The organism is Serratia sp. Nf2 (genome assembly GCF_003028435.1).
GTDB classification, from domain to species: Bacteria; Pseudomonadota; Gammaproteobacteria; order Enterobacterales; family Enterobacteriaceae; genus Serratia; species Serratia marcescens_L.
In genome coordinates this window covers 56,733-73,714 of sequence record NZ_PYTW01000001.1, presented here as the reverse complement: position 1 = coordinate 73,714, position 16,982 = coordinate 56,733, and the positions used below count along the sequence as shown (strand labels likewise).

The following is a 16,982-nucleotide window of genomic DNA, read 5'->3' as shown; positions in this document are numbered from 1 at the left end:
ATGTCGCTCTATCAACATGCTTTACTGCTGGTGCAGGATGAACGCGACGGCCGGCGGTTGTTGCGCCATGCCGAACGCCTCAATCAGCAGATGAATACGCGCATTACCGTGGCGCAAATCAGCGCCGACTATGCCGAGCTGGACTACCTCAGCGATTCGCTGACCAAAGATCGCCAGTCCAGCGAGGTGATCGCCGCCAAAGCCATGCTCAGCCGCCTGGTGGAAGACTGCTCAATCCCCTTGGAGGTGCGCGCAATCGTCAGCATCCATCGCTTCAAAGACGTTGAAGCCCTGATTGCCCGCGAAGGCATCGATCTGTTGCTACTCGGCCATCAGAACCGACCGTTTGGCGTCTTTGCCTCCTTCGGCTTCGAATTCATCAACCATTTGTCGATCGACGTGCTGATAAAGCACGTGCCTACTCCCTAGAATGAGGTGATCATCCATGAGCTATGAGATTGAAAACGTAACCGCCAGAGAGATCCTGGATTCGCGCGGCAACCCAACCGTCGAAGTCGACATGAGCGCGGGGGGCGTCGTGGCCCGGGCTTCGGTGCCTTCGGGAGCCAGCACCGGGTCGCGAGAGGCGGTGGAGCACCGCGACGGCGATCCGCACCGTTTCGGCAGCAAAGGCGTGCTGGAGGCGGTGCACAGCGTCAAAACGGCGATCAATGAGGCGCTGCGCGGGGTGGATGTGCGTCAACAAGCGGAGATTGACCGCCGGCTGATCGCGCTGGACGGCAGCGAGAACAAGAGCCGATTGGGGGCCAACGCCCTGCTCGGCGTTTCTCTGGCCGCCGCCCGCCTCGCGGCGCAATTGTCGCAGCTGCCGCTGTATCGTTATCTGGGCGGCATCGGCGCCAACCTGTTGCCGGTGCCTTGCATGAATATCATCAACGGCGGCGTGCACGCCCGCTGGCAAGGGGCAGACTTTCAGGAGTTTATGATAGCCCCTCTGGGCGCGCCGTCGCTGCGCGAGGCCGTGCGCTGGGGCAGTGAAGTCTATCAGACGCTGCGCCAAATCCTGTTGGCGCAAGGCCTGTCGGTCGGCGTCGGCGACGAAGGCGGTTTCGCGCCGGCGGTCGCCTCAAACCGCCAGCCGCTGGAGCTGATCGTGCAGGCGATAGAGAAAGCCGGCTACCGGCCGGGAGAAGATATCGCGATCTGCATGGATCCGGCCTCGAGCGAATTCTACGCCGACGGCCAGTACCGCCTGCGCAGCGAGAACCTCGAGTTGGACGCAGCCCAGATGACGGCCTATTACCAGCGGCTGGTGCAGGACTTCCCCATCGTGCTGATTGAAGACGGCTTGGCCGAGGACGATTGGGCCGGCTGGCGTATTCTGAGCGACGCCCTGGGCGATCAGGTGGAGCTGGTCGGCGACGATCTGTTCGTCACCAACGTGAAATACATCCAGCGCGGGATTGATGAACGGTTGGCCAATGCGGCGCTGATCAAGCTGAACCAGATCGGCACGCTGAGCGAAACCTTCGCCGCCGTACAGCTCTGCCAGGCGAACGGCTGGGGCACCTTTATCTCACACCGCAGCGGCGAAACCGTCGACAGCTTTATCGCCGACATGACGGTCGCGATGCGAGCCGGCCATCTGAAAACCGGCGCGCCAAGCCGCGGCGAGCGCATCGAAAAATACAATCAGCTGATGCGCATCGAAGACCAATTGGGCGCCGCAGCGGTGTATGCCGGGCGTTCCGCCTTTAAACGCCGCTAAGCTTTGCCGGCCGGGCCGGCGATGCGTCGGCCTGTTTTTCGCCCTTGGCTTGGCACAGCCCGGCGACACCGGACTCCAATAAGGTCAGCCGGGTCGTCAACAAGGTTTCTCGTTGTTCATCCAGCGTGGCCATCATCAGCTCGATCTCCGCCAGCCGTTCATCGACGCCACGTATCAACCCATCCTGATAAGCGCTGCCCTGCAGCGCCAGCACGCGTTGGATCGCCTGCAGCGAAAACCCCAGATTTTGGCCGATTTGGATCAGGTGCAATCGCTCCAGCGCGCTATCGCCGTAGACCCGATAGCCGTTGACGCCGCGCACCGGTTTCGGCAGCAACCCCAACTGCTCGTAGTAGCGTATCGCTGAGGCAGCCACGCCGGCGCGCTGCGCCAATTCTCCGATCTTCATGCCCTATTGACCTTAAAGTTAACTTTAAACCTAGTATAGCGCCATTCCCCTTACGACAGGAGCGCAAAACCGATGTTTACCCCACTGACACTGCCCAACGGCAGCCGCCTGACCAACCGTCTGGCCAAGGCGGCGATGGAAGAAAATCTGGCCGGGCCGGGCCAACTGCCCGGCCCGGCGCTGTGGCGCTTATACCGCCATTGGGCCGAAGGCGGCGCCGGCTTGATCATCACCGGCAACGTGATGATCGACGGCCGCGCCATGACCGGCCCCGGCGGCGTGGTGCTGGAACAAGACACGCCGCTCGCCCCGTTCGAAACCTGGGCCAAGGCCGCACGCCAGGGCGGCGCGCAGGTGTGGATGCAGCTTAACCACCCGGGCCGGCAGGTGATGGCGAACATGGGCGGCAACGCATGGGCGCCCTCCGCCATCCCGCTGGCGATGGGCAAGCACAGCAAGCTGTTCGCCCAGCCGCAGGCGATGGATAAAACGCAGATCGCCGAGGTTATCGCGCGCTTCGCCGCCAGCGCGCACGCCGCCGAACAGGCCGGTTTTACCGGCGTGGAGATCCACGCGGCGCACGGCTACCTGATTTCCCAGTTTCTCTCGCCGCTGACCAACCAACGCAACGATCGTTGGGGCGGCGAGTTGGCGAACCGCGCCCGCCTGCTGCTGGAGGTGGTGCGTGCGGTGCGTGAGCGCGTCTCGCCAGGCTTTTGCGTGGCGGTCAAACTGAACTCCGCCGATTTTCAGCGCGGCGGTTTTTCATCGGACGATGCCCGCCAGGTGGTGCTGATGCTGAACGACCTGCCGGTCGATCTGATCGAACTGTCCGGCGGCAGCTACGAAAGCCCAGCGATGCAAGGTGAAACGGCGGACGGCCGCACCCTGGCGCGGGAAGCCTATTTTTTGTCCTTCGCCCGCGATCTTGCCGCAGTGGCCCGCATGCCGGTGATGACCACCGGCGGTATCGCCCGTCCTTCGGTGGCGCAGCGGGTGCTGGACAGCGGCGTCGCGGTCGCCGGCATCGCCACCGCCATGGCGGAAGTGCCCGATATGCCGCGGCGCTGGCAAACCGGTGCGGCCCCCCATGCGCTGCCTGCCCCGGTTACCTGGCGCAGCAAAGCGATGGCGTCCCTCGCCCGCATGGCGTTGGTCAAGCGCCGAATGCGCGCGCTGAGTGACAATCGGCCGCGCAGCGTGCGCTACTCCCCGCTGTTCACGCTGATCGTCGATCAGTGGCGTACCCGCCGCATCCTGCAGCGCTACCACGCCTGGTTACGGCAACGTTAACGACAACGGCGCCGGCGAACCGGCCGGCGCTGCGTAAAAATCGCGCTTTTTTGATCGCGCTACGTGAAATCTGAAAGAAATCACCGATCTGGATGCTGCGCTTTTAACGGTTGGCCATTTATATTCATCACAAATTTTGTGTATATAAACGCTATAGGACTTAAGGTGGTGAATAGATAAAAATAAGCCGCTATTTCCTATTTATGTTATTAATCGGAAATTCACCTTATTAATAAGCGTATTAAAGCCGCCTGCTGGTTGGCGACGGAACGGATTTTTGTGCCATGTTAACGATATGTTGTTTTTTGCCGGCAAAACCAACGGTCAACAAATCAACAACATATTGATGAGCCTAAGAAAAAAGCAAACAATTCAAAACAAAATCGGCTATTGAGTCCCGGGCGAAAAAGCCATATATTGGTCGCGCTTTTCACAAGGCAGTTACTTTTCTAATTCATTAATTCAATCGGAGCGTGTTGAGACCTTCGGTTGTAGGAGAGATATGATGACGGATAAAGTCCGTATTGATACTTTAGTTGCAAACTCATTAAACGGAAACAATGAAACCTATTTGGCGCGCCAAGCCGAATTTGAGTCGAATGTTAGGAGTTATCCGCGCAAATTGCCGTTGGCAATTGCGAAAGCCCAGGGCGTTTGGATCACTGATGTTGAGAATAATCAATATCTTGATTGCCTGGCCGGGGCGGGAACGTTGGCTCTTGGACATAATCACCCCGACGTCCTGCAAAGCATCCAAAATGTCATTACCAGCGGCTTGCCGTTACATACCCTCGATCTCACGACCCCGTTAAAAGATCGTTTCTCCGATTACCTGCTCTCTCTGTTGCCGGGCGAAGGCAAAGCGTATTGCCTGCAGTTCTGCGGCCCGTCCGGCGCCGATGCGGTGGAAGCCGCGCTGAAGCTGGCGAAAAAGCACACCGGCCGTTCCGGCGTAATCAGCTTCTCCGGCGGTTATCACGGCATGACCCACGGCGCGCTGTCGGTCACCGGCAACCTGTCGCCGAAGGCGGCGATCAACGGCATGATGCCGGAAGTGCAGTTCATGCCTTATCCGCATGAATACCGCTGCCCGCTGGGCATCGGCGGTGAAGCCGGCGTCAAGGCGCTGACCTACTACTTCGACAACCTGATCAACGACGTGGAAAGCGGCGTGCGTAAACCGGCGGCGGTGATCCTGGAAGCCGTTCAGGGCGAAGGCGGCGTTAACCCGGCACCGGCCGAGTGGCTGCAGCGCATCCGTAAAGTGACGCAGGAACACGGCATTCTGCTGATCATCGACGAAGTTCAGGCCGGTTTCGCCCGTACGGGCAAACTGTTTGCTTTCGAACACGCAGGCATCGAGCCGGACATCATCGTGATGTCGAAAGCGGTCGGCGGCGGCTTGCCGCTCGCGGTACTGGGCATCAAGAAAGAGTTCGACGCCTGGGAACCGGGTCACCACACCGGCACCTTCCGCGGCAACCAGCTGGCGATGGCCACCGGCCTGACCACCCTGCAATACCTGAAAGAACACAAGGTCGCCGACAAAGTAGCCGCGCAGGGCGAATGGCTGAAAGGCAAACTGGCCGAGCTGCAGAAACGTTATCCGGTGATCGGTCACGTCCGCGGCCTGGGCCTGATGATCGGCATCGAGATCGTCAAGCCGAACGAAGCGCAGGATCACATGGGCTGCTACCCGGCCGATGGCGAACTGTCTGCGCTGCTGCAGAAAAAATGCTTCGAATCCGGTTTGATCCTGGAGCGCGGCGGGCGCAACGGTTGCGTGTTGCGTCTACTGCCTTCCCTGTTGATCACCAATGATGAGCTGGGTATTTTCCTGGATAAATTTGAGCAGGCGCTGTTGGCCGCCGGCGTCAAGCCAGTCTGATTGGAGCGAATGACCGCGATGTCCAAGTTAAACCCGATTCTGGCTTCCTCGGCGCACAGCGCCGAGGCTTACCGCCAGGCGATCGCGCAGAGCAGTGAAGCCGTCGTGCAGTGGCTGCAACAGCCTGAAATGTATCAGGGCAAAAGCGTGGCCGAACTGCGCGAGCGCATCACGCTCGACTTCACCCCGCAAGGCCTGGGCAACCAGGCCGCGATCGAGCGCGCCATCGAGTACTTTTTGAAAGACAGCCTGTCGGTACACCACCCGCAGTGCGTGGCGCACCTGCACTGCCCGAGCCTGGTGATTAGCCAGGCCGCCGAAGTGCTGATCAACGCCACCAACCAGAGCATGGACTCCTGGGATCAAAGCCCGTCGGCTACGCTGATCGAAATGAAGCTGATCGAGTGGCTGCGCGCCCAGGTCGGTTACCAGCCCGGCGACGCCGGGGTGTTCACCAGCGGCGGCACCCAGAGCAACCTGATGGGGCTGATGCTGGCGCGCGATGCGTTCTTCGCGCGTCAGGGCCACTCCGTGCAGCAGGACGGCCTGGTAGGCGATCTGCGCAAGCTGAAGGTGTTCTGTTCTGAAAACGCCCACTTCTCGGTGCAGAAGAACATGGCGCTGATGGGCCTCGGCTATCAGTCCGTCACCCTGGTGAAAACCGATCGCTTCGCCCGCATGGACGTGAACGATCTGGCGGAAAAACTGGCGCAGGCCAAGGCCAACGGCGAGCAGGTGATGGCGATTGTCGCCACCGCCGGCACCACCGACGCCGGTGCCATTGACCCGCTGCGCGACATCGCGCGACTGGCGGCGGAGCAGCAGATTTGGGTGCACGTGGATGCGGCCTGGGGCGGCGCGCTGCTGCTTTCCGAGCAGTACCGCGACTACCTGGACGGCCTGGAACTGGTGGACTCCATTACCCTGGACTTCCACAAACAGTTCTTCCAGACCATCAGCTGCGGCGCCTTCTTGCTGAAAGACGAGCGTCACTATGAGCTGATGCGTTATCAGGCGGCCTACCTGAACTCCGAGTTCGACGAAGCTCAAGGCGTGCCGAACCTGGTGTCCAAGTCGCTGCAGACCACCCGCCGCTTTGATGCGTTGAAGCTGTGGATGGGGCTGGAAGCGCTGGGGCAGAAGCAGTACGCCGAGATCATCGATCATGGCGTGACGCTGGCGCAGCAGGTGGCGCGTTACATCGCCGATCAGGAATCGCTGGAACTGGTGATGCAGCCGCAGCTGGCCAGCGTGCTGTTCCGCTACCGTCCGGCGCAGCTGGCGGCGAACGGCGACGCGGCCGTCGCGCTGTTCAACCAGCGCATCGGCGACGCCCTGCTGGAATCGGGCCGCGCCAACGTCGGCGTGACCGAGTTCGATGGCGTGACCTGCCTGAAGATGACGCTGCTGAACCCGATCGTGACGCTGGAAGACATCAAGCTGTTGCTGGCGCTGGTCGAGAAAACCGCACAGCAGCTGCCGGCGTAACGTCGTCCAGCCTGCCACTCAAGCCGATAACCTCCGTTATCGGCTTTTTTATTGATCCTCCATCGCAGGAGACGCAGCGTTTACGCTGATATACTGCAGCAAACGCCTTCCCGCATTTCCAGCACAACAGGACACCCACGCATGACCGATCCGGATTTCAACCTGTTGATCGCACTCGACGCGCTGCTGACGGCGGGCAGCGTTGCCGGCGCCGCACGGCGTCTCGGTTTAAGCGCTTCGGCGATGAGCCGCACCCTCAGCCGGCTGCGCGCGGCCACCGGCGATCCTCTGCTGGTGCGCGCCGGCCGCCATATGGTGCTGACGCCCTATGCCGAAACGCTGCGCGAGCGGGCGCGGCACGCAGCGTTCGAAGCGCGCGCGGTGCTGCGCCCGGCGCAGGGGGCATTGGATCCCGCCGTGCTGGATCGGACTTTTACGCTGCGCGCTAATGACGGCTTCGTCGAAGCCTTCGGCCCGGCGCTGATCGCCGCTGCTGCCGAACAGGCGCCGCGTGTGCGACTGCGCTTTGCGCCCAAGCCGGAGAAAAGCGACCGCCCCCTGCGTGAAGGACTGGTCGATCTGGAGATTGGTGTGCTGGGTGACATGGGCCCGGAAATCCGCCTGCAGGCGCTGTTCCGCGATCGCTTCGTCGGCGTGATGAGAACCGCGCACCCGCTGGCGCAGCAGCCGGAGATCGGCGCCGCCGACTACGCCGCCTGCGGCCACGTGGTGGCCTCGCGCAGCGGGCGCATCCTCGGGCCGGTAGACGCCGCGCTGGCGGAGCTGGGGCTGACGCGCCAGATTGCCGCCGTGGTGCCGAGCTTTCCGGCCGCGCTGGCGGTGGCGCAGGCCTCGAACCTGCTGGCGCTGCTGCCCGCCTCCTTCCTGCATACTCAACCGGCGGGCGGCCCGCTGCGCGTCTTCGAGCTGCCGGTGAAAACGCCGCCCATTACCGTCTCGCAAATGTGGCACCCGCGCCTGGATGCCGAGGCGGATCACCGCTGGCTGCGGCAGCTGGTGTTGGGCGTTTGTCGTTAAAGAAAAACGGAGTGACATCGTCACTCCGTTCATAATCGTAAAGTAAACAGCGAAGGTTTAAATAGATAATGGGAATTTCAGGAGGAATAACCCTGAAACTCCACGGTCACTGCGCATTAGTTATCGCAATGGCCGCCCTTGGCAAGTTTTACCGCAGCTTTAGAGATAACACGTTTGCCTTCGTCCTCTGTCGATTGACTCAGACCGGCACCACCGACGAATACTCCCATCTTAATGTATTGTCTTACGAAGTAATTTTTCCCCGCTTCGGTATAGATGGAAAGATCGTTAGGAGAAAATTCAGATTCGGTAGAGATTTTATGCTGTTGTCCGCCGTCAACCTGGGTATAGAAAAACGTTTTATCCGCGGTCTCACCCACGCATTTGCCGTCAAGATAAACATCTTTCTTCAGCGCCTTGCCGACAAAACTGTCACGATAAATATAGAGGCCCGCTTTGTTTTCATCCAGCGCCGGGAAACTTTTGGCGTGCGCTGATTCTTGATCTGTTGCGAGGGGGATGCTTGCACACCCGCTTAACAATAATGCGCTCGCCAGTGAGGCGCAGAGGAGTAGTCTTTTGGTCATGAAAAATCCTTCGGTATAAAAATGAAGCAAGGAACAACGCTTAATACACTGTGAACATTTAATTATCACATTAAACATAACTAACAGTTATTATATTGATGGTGGATAAATTCATTTTCAAACAGTGAGTTAGGGGAGAAATCGTGCCCAACAGACACGCGATGACGATATTGCCACAAATAAAATTTGATTCAAGAATCAATGTCTAAAATATTACAGAATCATCAACTTAATTGGCCTAATCAGCGCTGACTCGCACGTTTAAACTTCCTTGGCCACTGGCCGAAAATAATTTCGTTCAGGTTAATCTCCGTATGTCCACTGCATTCAGAATCTCCCCGCTGCGCGGGGGTTGTTCCCCCTCGCTCGATGGGAGAACATAGCGTTCACGATGCCTGACTCAGTGAAATGCCCATGACGCTTCCCCCCCTCTGGCCGGTGTTCGACGGCCATAACGACCTGCTGCTCAATCTGTGGCTGCAGCACGACGACGATCCGGCCGCCGCCTTCTATTCCCGCGTCACGCCGGGCCACCTCGATTTTTCCCGCATGCGGCGCGGCGGATTTTTCGGCGGACTGTTCGCGGTATTTATTCCCCCGGTCAGCTACATCGCCCAGATGCGCAACCAAACGCAGGACGAGGCGCAGGCCACCTTCGATCCGCTGGCGATCGCCGAACGGCAAATCGCCATCCTGCAACAGTTGGAGCAGGCTTCTCAGGGGCAGCTGCGCATCTGTCGCACCGCCACCGAGATAGAGCAGTGCCGCCTCAACCGACAAATCGCCGCGGTGCTGCATATTGAAGGCGCCAGCATGATCGATGCGGAGTTGACGCAGCTGGAGGCCTTCTACCGGCTTGGCGTGCGCAGCATCGGGCCATTCTGGAATCTGCCGAACGCCTTCGGCACCGGCGTTAGCGGGTCGTTCCCCGGCTCACCCGATACTGGCCCCGGCCTGACGCCGGCCGGCGAGGCGCTGATCCGCGCCTGCAACCGCCGCCGCATCATGATCGACGTCTCGCACATGAACGAAAAAACCTTCTGGCAAACCGCCGCGTTGAGCCGCGCGCCGCTGGTCGCTACACACTCCAACGCCCACGTCCTCTGCGCGCAGCCGCGCAACCTGACCGACGCACAGCTGGACGCCATCGCCCAGAGCGGCGGGATGGTCGGCGTCAATTTCGGCACCGCCTTCCTGCGTGCGGACGGCAAACGTGACAGTGCAACAACCGGCTTAACAGAAATTGTTAAACACGTTGAGTATTTGATCGCTAAACTTGGTGAAGATCGCGTGGGATTTGGCTCTGATTTTGACGGGGTCAACGTACCGCAACCGTTGGCGGATGTCGGTGGCCTGCCGCTGCTGACGCAAGCGCTGGCACAGGCCGGGTTCGATAACCGGCTGCTGGAGAAGCTGACCTGGCGCAACTGGCTGAACGTGCTCGCCGCCACTTGGGGTGAATAACCCGGTTACGCTTTAAAGGTTGCGATCTCCGTCACATTTCGTCAACATTGGGCCAGCCTAATGCGAACGTTTCTCATTAGGCTCGACATATTACGATGCATGCTAAGGAGCACCGCTATGACTACCTGGACTAAACCTGAGTTTGTTGACCTGCGTCTGGGGCTGGAAGTGACGCTGTACATTTCCAACCGTTAATCGCCCGTCTGCCCGCCTTTCGCGCGGGCATTTCTTTCCCTCTCTTTCTGGTTTAGACATGCAGATAAAAGTTCTCGGCTCGGCGGCGGGCGGCGGCTTTCCCCAGTGGAATTGCAACTGCGACAACTGCCGGGGCGTTCGCGACCACAGCATCAGCGCCAAGCGCCGCACACAGTCTTCTATCGCCGTCAGCGACGACGGTAAAAACTGGGTGCTGTGCAACGTTTCCCCGGACATTTGCCATCAGTTGCTGGCCTCGCCCGAATTGAATAATCCCGAGGTGCTGCGCGGCACCGGCATCGGCGCGATCGTGCTGACCGACAGCCAGATCGATCACAGCGCGGGCTTGCTCAATTTGCGCGAAGGCTGCCCGCATCACGTCTGGTGCACGCCCGAAGTGCATGACGATCTCAGCACCGGCTTCCCGGTGTTTCCCATGCTCTCCCACTGGAACGGCGGGCTGATTCACCACCCGGTAACGCCCGGCGAGCCGTTCCACACGGCGGTCTGCCCGACCGTGCGCTTTACCGCCATTCCGTTGCTCAGCAATGCGCCGCCCTATTCGCCGTACCGCGATCGCCCGTTGCCGGGCCATAACGTGGCGCTGTTTATCGAAGATATCGCACGCGGGGTCGGGCTGCTGTACGCGCCGGGCCTGGGTGAGCCGGACGAGGCGCTGCTGCCGTGGCTGCGCCGCGCAGACTGCCTGCTGATCGACGGCACGCTGTGGCGCGACAACGAGCTGGCCAATGCCGGCGTGGGCCGCAATACCGGCAAGGACATGGGGCATCTGGCGCTGGCGGAAGAACACGGGCTGGCGGCCCTGCTCGCCACTTTGCCCGCCAGGCGCAAAATCCTGATCCACATTAACAATACCAACCCTATCCTCAATGAAGACTCGGTAGAGCGGCAAAGCCTGACCGACGCCGGCATCGAGGTGAGCTGGGACGGCATGAATATCGAACTGTAGGGAACCTCCATGACGCAACCACTGCCCCTGACTCCGCCGGCATTTGAAGCGGCGCTGCGCGCCAAAGGCGCTTATTACCATATTCACCACCCGTACCACATCGCGATGCACAACGGCGAAGCGACCCGTGAGCAGATCCAGGGCTGGGTGGCCAATCGTTTCTACTATCAGACCAGCATTCCGATTAAGGATGCGGCGATCATGGCTAACTGCCCACAGCCGGAAACCCGCCGCAAATGGGTGCAGCGCGTCCTGGATCACGATGGCTACGGCGGCAGCGAAGGCGGCATCGAAGCCTGGTTGCGCCTGGGCGAAGCCGTCGGGCTGCAGCGCGACACCCTGCTCTCTGAAGCGTTGGTGCTGCCGGGCGTGCGCTTTGCGGTGGACGCCTACGTCAATTTCGCGCGCCGCGCCTGTTGGCAGGAAGCGGCCTGCAGCTCGCTGACCGAACTGTTCGCACCGCAAATCCACCAGTCGCGCCTCGACAGCTGGCCGCAGCACTATCCGTGGATCGACGCCGCCGGCTACGACTATTTCCGCAGCCGCCTCGGCCAGGCCAACCGCGATGTGGAACACGGCCTGGCGCTGGCGCTGGACTATTGCGACACCGTTGAAAAGCAGCAGCGCATGCTGGAGATCCTGCAGTTCAAGCTGGATATTCTGTGGAGCATGCTGGACGCCATGAGCATGGCCTATACCCTGAACCGCCCGCCTTACCACAGCGTGACCGCCGCGCGGGTATGGCACAACCAGAGGCTGGTGTAATGACGCTGAACCCTGAACACACCCCCGTCTTCCGCCGCGGCTACCGCCTGCAATGGGAGCAAGTGCAAAACAGCCACGTGATCCTCTACCCGGAAGGTATGGCCAAGCTGAACGACAGCGCCGCCGCCATCTTGCAGCTGGTCGACGGCCACACCACGCTGAACGGCATCATCGCGCAGCTGAACGCCCGCTTTCCCGGCGCCGAGGGGTTGGCGGATGACGTGCTGGAATTTTTCCAGCGCGCCTACGAACAAAAATGGGTGACCTTCCGTGACTGATGCACGCGCGCCGGCGGTGAACCCGCCGCTCTGGCTGCTGGCGGAGCTGACCTACCGCTGCCCGCTGCAGTGCCCCTATTGCTCCAACCCGCTCGATTTTGCCGCGCAGGAAAAAGAGCTGACCACCGCGCAGTGGATCGAGGTGTTTCGCCAGGCGCGGGCGATGGGCAGCGTGCAGCTCGGGTTTTCCGGCGGCGAGCCGTTGGTGCGTAAAGACCTGCCCGAGCTGATCGCCGCCGCGCGCGATCTCGGCTTTTACACCAACCTGATCACTTCCGGCATCGGCCTGACCGAGAAGAAGCTGCAGACCTTCGCCGACGCCGGGCTGGACCATATCCAGATCAGTTTTCAGGCCAGCGACGAAACGCTGAACGCCGCGCTGGCGGGATCCGCCAAGGCGTTTCAGCAGAAGCTGGCCATGGCCAAGGCGGTCAAGGCGCTCGGCTATCCGATGGTGCTCAACTTCGTGCTGCATCGCCATAATATCGACCAGATCGACCGCATCATCGAACTGGCGATCCAGCTGGACGCCGACGACGTCGAGCTGGCGACCTGCCAGTTCTACGGTTGGGCGCACCTCAACCGTGAGGGCCTGCTGCCGACCCGCGAGCAGATCGCCGACGCGGAAGCGGTGGTGAAACGCTACCGCGAACGCATGGCCGCCGACGGCAAGCTGGCCAACCTGCTGTTCGTCACGCCGGATTACTACGAGGAGCGCCCCAAAGGCTGCATGGGCGGCTGGGGAGCGATCTTCATGAGCGTGACGCCGGAAGGCATGGCGTTACCCTGTCACAGCGCCCGTCAATTGCCGATCGCCTTCCCGTCGGTACTGGAGCACGATCTGCCGCATATTTGGTACCACTCGTTCGGCTTTAACCGTTATCGCGGCTATGACTGGATGCCGGAGCCCTGCCGTTCCTGCTCGGAGAAAGAGCAAGACTACGGCGGCTGCCGTTGTCAGGCGTTCATGCTGACCGGTAACGCCGACAACGCCGACCCGGTATGCGGCAAATCGCCGCACCACGGCACCATTCTGGCGGCGCGGGAAGCGGCGAACCGTTCGCAGATCGGTATCGATCAGCTGCGTTTTCGCAATCAAACCAACTCTCGTCTGATTTTCAAGGGTTGACGATGACGCTCACCGCCGCCTCGTGGCAGCTCGACAACGGTTTGGCCGTCAAGGCGATAAGCGATCCTGCCGTCGCCGCCGCCGCCGCGCTGGTGCGCATTGAGGCAGGCAGTTTTCAGGCGCCCGTCGCCTGGCCAGGCCTGGCGCACCTGCTGGAGCATATGTTGTTTCGCGGCAGTGCGAACTTCAGCGCGCAAGATGGCCTTATGGGCTGGGTACCGTCGGTGGGTGGCCGACTGAACGCCACCACCCAGGCTACGCAAACCGCGTTTTTCTTCGAGGTGAGCGCCGATCATTTGGCGCAGGGGCTGGCGCGCCTGAGCGATTTGCTCGCCGCCCCACAGCTGGCGGCCGAAGCGATCGCACAGGAGGTTGAGGTCATCGACGCCGAATACCGCCTGCTGCGCGCCGAGGTTGAAACCCGCTGCGAAGCCGCACAGCGGCAGATGTTTGGCGGCCTTGACGCAATGCATCGCTTTCATATCGGCAGCCGCGCCGCTTTCGGCAACGACATTTTCGCCTTGCATCAGGCGCTGCGGCAGTTTCACCAGCGCTATTTTCGCGCGCCTAATATGACGCTGTGGCTGCAAGGCCCGCAGTCGTTGGCGCAGCTGCATGCGCTGGCACAGCGTTGCGGCAGCCGCTTGCCATCGGGCAACGCCGCCCCGCACGAAGCCTCACCGCCGCTGACCGCTGCGGAAGATTACACTCTGTCTCTTCCCGGCACGCCGCAGCTGAGGCTGGTGTTTGCCCTGCCGCGCTCCCATTCGCGCGGTTGGCTGCGGCGGCTGGAGCGCCTGCTGCTGGACGAAGCCCCCGGCGGATTGCTGGCCCGGCTGCGCGCTCAGGCGTGGTGCGACGCCGTTCGTCTCGATTATTCGCGCTGCAGTGAGAACAACGCGCTGCTGAGTTTTATCTTTACCGTCAATCACGGTTCCGCCGCTGAAGCTGCCCACATCGAAAGCGCGCTGCTGGCGTGGTTGCAGGCGCTGCAGATGCTGGCACCGGCTCAACTTGCGCATTACGAGCGGCTGGCAAATCGCGATTTCCACCGTTTGGCGCCGCTCGATCAGCTGCGCGCCAGAGCGTTTGGGTTGCCGCCGGTGGAGCCGAACGACGATTGGCCACGGCATATTGCGGCGCTGATTAGCGCGCCGCGCCGTCGCCTGGCCGTGCGGCCCGATGGCGGCGGCGATCCCCGTGAAATTCAAGGGTTGCCGCTGGCGCTTAGCCCCTTCGCCGGCGCCGCGCTGACGTCTACAGTGGAACCTTTCCGCTTTTTCTCCTTCTCGGCGGCGCTGCCGAGCCCGACATTGCCTGCCGGCCTGGCGCCGCTGCGGCATCTGCTCCCCGACGAGGCGCAGCCGGTGCTGCTGCTGCGGCCGACGCCGTCCAGCCCCTTCAGCGATGAACAGGCCTACGGCTTACAGGCGGCGCTGCGCCCCGGGGCGGCAGATCTGGCGCATCGGGAGGGGCATTTAAGCTTCGAACGCCACCAGGGCGTGTGGCTGCTGCAGCTGGCGGGCAGCCACGCGCTGCTTTGCCACGGGCTGAGCGTCGTAAACCGGGCGCTGGCGGTGTTGCCGCCGGCTATCCTCAACGAGGCGGCAAGAAACCTGCGCCATACGCAGCTGAAAGAACAAAACGATATCGCCATTCGCCGCCTGTTAGCCCAATTGCCGGCGGCGCTCAGCACGCCAACATCAGCAGCGGCACAATGGCATGCCACCTTGATCGGCGGCGATGGCGAGTTAAAACAGTCGCTGTCGCACCTGCTGTACGACTTCCCCTATTCCGTAGCCGCGCAGCCGCCGCGGCCGGCACATCAGCATCATCGCCCCGTCACGCTGACGGAAAGTGGCACCGAACACGCCTTGCTGCAGTTTTACCCGCTGCCGAACGACGAAGCCGAAGGCCGTTGGGCGCTGCGCGTGCTGGCCCAGCTTTACGCGCCGCGCTATTTTCAGCGGTTGCGCGTGGATCGCAACGTTGGCTACGTGGTGCAATGCGCCTTCCATCGCTGCGCCGATGCCGAAGGCCTGCTGTTCGCCCTGCAATCCCCGACGTTCAACGTTGAACAGCTGCAGCAGTTAACCGATGAATTCTTACTGCAGATGCGTCATGAACTGACGCACGTGAGCGCAAGCGAGCTGGCGCAAACGCAGCAGGCGCTGTGGCAAAGTTTGCAGCGCCTCAGCACCGAATCGTTGCAGCGTGCCCGAGAAATTGCCTTGGAAGATCGCGTGGCCATTGCTGACGCTGCGCCAGTCACGCTGACCCAACTGTCGCACTGGCAGCAGCGGCTTTTCCAGGGCGATGACATTTAAAGCTGCACTGCCCAGTTAGCCCGTCGTGAACAACACAATGGATAGGCGATACCGGTCAGTACCATGCTGATCACCCAGGAAATGTCTGCGCCCGGGATCAGATTGGCGTAAGGGCCGGAGAAGAACGCGTTCTCGACGAAAGGCACCTGCACCGCAATACCGCCGAAATAAACGCCGAGCGCGCGGGTGTTGAGCAGACCATAGCGCCCGCCGTCAGCGCTGAAAATGGCCGAGATGTCATAGCGTTGGCGGTTAAGCAGGTAAAAATCAATCAGGTTGATCATGCACCACGGGATCAGCACCGAGATCAAGGCAAAGATCAGGTTCAGGAACAGATGAACGAAGTTGGCCGAGGCAACCAGCGCCACCCACACCGAGCCCAGCAAAATCACTGCGGAGAACAGCGTACGTATGCGCGCATTTGGCATCCACTGCGGTAAGAAGGTCTGTGCGGCGGTAATCAACGAGAGCACCGCACCGTACAAATTCATCGAGTTATGGCAGATGATGTTGATCAGAAACAGCACCATCAGCACCGGACCCAACCCTCCCGTCGCCTGGCGCACTGCCTCCATGACATCGTCGCTGCCGGCGACCAGATTGACCGCCACCATGCCGAACACGAAGGCTAAAATGGTACCGCTGCAGGCGCCGAAGTAGGTATACAGGAACGGTTTGGCAATGCCGACTTCCGCCGGCAGGTAACGCGAATAGTCTGACGTGTAGGGCGAGAAGCTGATTTGCCAGACGGCGCCGATGCAGAATGTGGCGAACCAACCGGCAATGCTGAACGATCCCCGCTGCCAAAAATCCGCCGGCAGCGGTTGAGAAAACATCAATACCAATCCGAGAATCAGCGCGCTGCCCATCACCCAGGCGCCGACTTTATTGATCTTGTGGATGAAACGGTAGCCCACCACCCCGATCAACGTCGCCAGCACCGCGCCAATCACCGTCGCAACACCTATGTTCCATGACGGAATAACGTTATGGATGACCTTGCCCGAAAGCGTGATGTTAGAAATAAAGAACCCCAGATAGATCACCGTGGCGAACACGATCACCAACAACGAACCATAGCGGCCGAACTGCGCCCGGCTTTGCACCATTTGCGGTATCCCGACCTGCGGCCCCTGGGCCGAGGTCAGCGCCAGAAAAATGCCGCCGAACAGGTGGCCGGCGATAATCGCACTCAGCGCCGAGAGAATATCGAGATGAAACGTCTGCGTGGAGATGGCCCCGGTCACGACCGCCAGCGGCGCAATGTTGGTGCAAAACCACAGGGTGAACAGGCTGCGGGCATGGCCGTGGCGCTCCCCGGCGGGAACAAAATCGATCGACTTGTCTTCAATAAACGCGGTCTGCTCTGGCTGAGAATTCATATATCCCCCGGTTAACCTGGATTCTTATTTTTTGCAGCCT

Annotated in this window: 16 protein-coding genes; 13 read left to right on the top strand and 3 right to left on the bottom strand. The window is 60.9% G+C overall.

Annotation, left to right across the window (positions count from 1 at the left end):
* The gene (locus tag C9411_RS00365; protein WP_107226186.1) at window positions 1–429 is read left to right on the top strand and encodes a universal stress protein; all 429 of its coding nucleotides are present in this window, start codon (window positions 1–3) and stop codon (window positions 427–429) included.
* Between the two features lie 16 nt (window positions 430–445).
* Window positions 446–1,729: a phosphopyruvate hydratase gene (gene eno / locus C9411_RS00360; RefSeq protein ID WP_107226185.1), complete on the top strand. Its 1,284-nt coding sequence runs from the start codon at window positions 446–448 to the stop codon at window positions 1,727–1,729.
* On the opposite strand, the gene C9411_RS00355 is transcribed toward eno, so the two are convergent.
* Window positions 1,716–2,138, bottom strand: a complete 423-nt coding sequence (locus C9411_RS00355) for a MerR family transcriptional regulator (RefSeq protein WP_063989861.1) — start codon at window positions 2,136–2,138, stop codon at window positions 1,716–1,718. The genes eno and C9411_RS00355 overlap by 14 nt on opposite strands.
* Window positions 2,139–2,210: 72 nt before the next feature.
* On the opposite strand from C9411_RS00355, the gene C9411_RS00350 reads away from it, so the two are divergent.
* From C9411_RS00350 to C9411_RS00335, 4 genes are all read left to right on the top strand, one after another.
* Window positions 2,211–3,431 carry an NADH:flavin oxidoreductase/NADH oxidase family protein gene (locus tag C9411_RS00350; RefSeq protein WP_107226184.1) on the top strand — a complete coding sequence of 407 codons (1,221 nt, stop codon included), beginning with the start codon at window positions 2,211–2,213 and terminating at the stop codon, window positions 3,429–3,431.
* A 505-nt stretch (window positions 3,432–3,936) separates the two neighbouring features.
* The gene (locus tag C9411_RS00345; protein WP_071845411.1) at window positions 3,937–5,319 is read left to right on the top strand and encodes a diaminobutyrate--2-oxoglutarate transaminase; all 1,383 of its coding nucleotides are present in this window, start codon (window positions 3,937–3,939) and stop codon (window positions 5,317–5,319) included.
* 18 nt (window positions 5,320–5,337) lie between these two features.
* Window positions 5,338–6,807: an aspartate aminotransferase family protein gene (locus tag C9411_RS00340; RefSeq protein ID WP_107226576.1), complete on the top strand. Its 1,470-nt coding sequence runs from the start codon at window positions 5,338–5,340 to the stop codon at window positions 6,805–6,807.
* Window positions 6,808–6,948: 141 nt separating this feature from the next.
* Window positions 6,949–7,845, top strand: a complete 897-nt coding sequence (locus C9411_RS00335) for a LysR family transcriptional regulator (RefSeq protein ID WP_107226183.1) — start codon at window positions 6,949–6,951, stop codon at window positions 7,843–7,845.
* 116 nt (window positions 7,846–7,961) lie between these two features.
* On the opposite strand, the gene C9411_RS00330 is transcribed toward C9411_RS00335, so the two are convergent.
* Window positions 7,962–8,432: a DUF2846 domain-containing protein gene (locus C9411_RS00330; protein ID WP_033653174.1), complete on the bottom strand. Its 471-nt coding sequence runs from the start codon at window positions 8,430–8,432 to the stop codon at window positions 7,962–7,964.
* Between the two features lie 414 nt (window positions 8,433–8,846).
* Between C9411_RS00330 and C9411_RS00325 the strand changes: the two genes are divergently transcribed.
* From C9411_RS00325 to pqqF, 7 genes are all read left to right on the top strand, one after another.
* Window positions 8,847–9,896 (top strand): dipeptidase, encoded by a 1,050-nt coding sequence (locus C9411_RS00325; RefSeq protein WP_107226182.1) that lies wholly within the window; start codon window positions 8,847–8,849, stop codon window positions 9,894–9,896.
* 117 nt (window positions 9,897–10,013) lie between these two features.
* On the top strand, window positions 10,014–10,091 hold the full coding sequence (gene pqqA / locus C9411_RS00320; RefSeq protein ID WP_004937827.1) for a pyrroloquinoline quinone precursor peptide PqqA: 78 nt from the start codon (window positions 10,014–10,016) through the stop codon (window positions 10,089–10,091).
* Between the two features lie 58 nt (window positions 10,092–10,149).
* The gene (gene pqqB, locus C9411_RS00315) at window positions 10,150–11,061 is read left to right on the top strand and encodes a pyrroloquinoline quinone biosynthesis protein PqqB (protein WP_107226181.1); all 912 of its coding nucleotides are present in this window, start codon (window positions 10,150–10,152) and stop codon (window positions 11,059–11,061) included.
* Window positions 11,062–11,070: 9 nt separating this feature from the next.
* Window positions 11,071–11,826, top strand: coding sequence for a pyrroloquinoline-quinone synthase PqqC (pqqC, locus tag C9411_RS00310; RefSeq protein ID WP_107226180.1), 756 nt, complete (start codon window positions 11,071–11,073; stop codon window positions 11,824–11,826).
* Window positions 11,826–12,104 carry a pyrroloquinoline quinone biosynthesis peptide chaperone PqqD gene (pqqD, locus tag C9411_RS00305; protein WP_016927749.1) on the top strand — a complete coding sequence of 93 codons (279 nt, stop codon included), beginning with the start codon at window positions 11,826–11,828 and terminating at the stop codon, window positions 12,102–12,104. The genes pqqC and pqqD overlap by 1 nt, the downstream gene beginning before the upstream one ends.
* Window positions 12,097–13,233, top strand: a complete 1,137-nt coding sequence (gene pqqE, locus C9411_RS00300; RefSeq protein ID WP_107226179.1) for a pyrroloquinoline quinone biosynthesis protein PqqE — start codon at window positions 12,097–12,099, stop codon at window positions 13,231–13,233. Before pqqD ends, pqqE begins: the two co-directional genes overlap by 8 nt.
* 2 nt (window positions 13,234–13,235) lie before the next feature.
* A complete protein-coding gene (gene pqqF / locus C9411_RS00295; RefSeq protein ID WP_107226178.1) occupies window positions 13,236–15,560 on the top strand; it encodes a pyrroloquinoline quinone biosynthesis protein PqqF in 2,325 nt (774 codons plus the stop codon).
* Here pqqF and C9411_RS00290 read toward each other — a convergent pair.
* On the bottom strand, window positions 15,557–16,942 hold the full coding sequence (locus tag C9411_RS00290; protein WP_107226177.1) for a cytosine permease: 1,386 nt from the start codon (window positions 16,940–16,942) through the stop codon (window positions 15,557–15,559). The two genes, pqqF and C9411_RS00290, sit on opposite strands and share 4 nt — an antisense overlap.
* Window positions 16,943–16,982: the final 40 nt, after the last annotated feature.

Coding starts and splice junctions, on each gene's coding strand:
- pqqD (WP_016927749.1), top strand. CDS start 11,826: ATGACGCTGAACCCTGAACACACCCCCGTCTTCCGCCGCGGCTACCGC.
- C9411_RS00340 (WP_107226576.1), top strand. CDS start 5,338: ATGTCCAAGTTAAACCCGATTCTGGCTTCCTCGGCGCACAGCGCCGAG.
- pqqC (WP_107226180.1), top strand. CDS start 11,071: ATGACGCAACCACTGCCCCTGACTCCGCCGGCATTTGAAGCGGCGCTG.
- C9411_RS00355 (WP_063989861.1), bottom strand. CDS start 2,138: ATGAAGATCGGAGAATTGGCGCAGCGCGCCGGCGTGGCTGCCTCAGCG.
- C9411_RS00335 (WP_107226183.1), top strand. CDS start 6,949: ATGACCGATCCGGATTTCAACCTGTTGATCGCACTCGACGCGCTGCTG.
- C9411_RS00345 (WP_071845411.1), top strand. CDS start 3,937: ATGACGGATAAAGTCCGTATTGATACTTTAGTTGCAAACTCATTAAAC.
- pqqF (WP_107226178.1), top strand. CDS start 13,236: ATGACGCTCACCGCCGCCTCGTGGCAGCTCGACAACGGTTTGGCCGTC.
- C9411_RS00350 (WP_107226184.1), top strand. CDS start 2,211: ATGTTTACCCCACTGACACTGCCCAACGGCAGCCGCCTGACCAACCGT.
- C9411_RS00325 (WP_107226182.1), top strand. CDS start 8,847: ATGACGCTTCCCCCCCTCTGGCCGGTGTTCGACGGCCATAACGACCTG.
- C9411_RS00290 (WP_107226177.1), bottom strand. CDS start 16,942: ATGAATTCTCAGCCAGAGCAGACCGCGTTTATTGAAGACAAGTCGATC.
- pqqB (WP_107226181.1), top strand. CDS start 10,150: ATGCAGATAAAAGTTCTCGGCTCGGCGGCGGGCGGCGGCTTTCCCCAG.
- C9411_RS00330 (WP_033653174.1), bottom strand. CDS start 8,432: ATGACCAAAAGACTACTCCTCTGCGCCTCACTGGCGAGCGCATTATTG.
- eno (WP_107226185.1), top strand. CDS start 446: ATGAGCTATGAGATTGAAAACGTAACCGCCAGAGAGATCCTGGATTCG.
- pqqA (WP_004937827.1), top strand. CDS start 10,014: ATGACTACCTGGACTAAACCTGAGTTTGTTGACCTGCGTCTGGGGCTG.
- C9411_RS00365 (WP_107226186.1), top strand. CDS start 1: ATGTCGCTCTATCAACATGCTTTACTGCTGGTGCAGGATGAACGCGAC.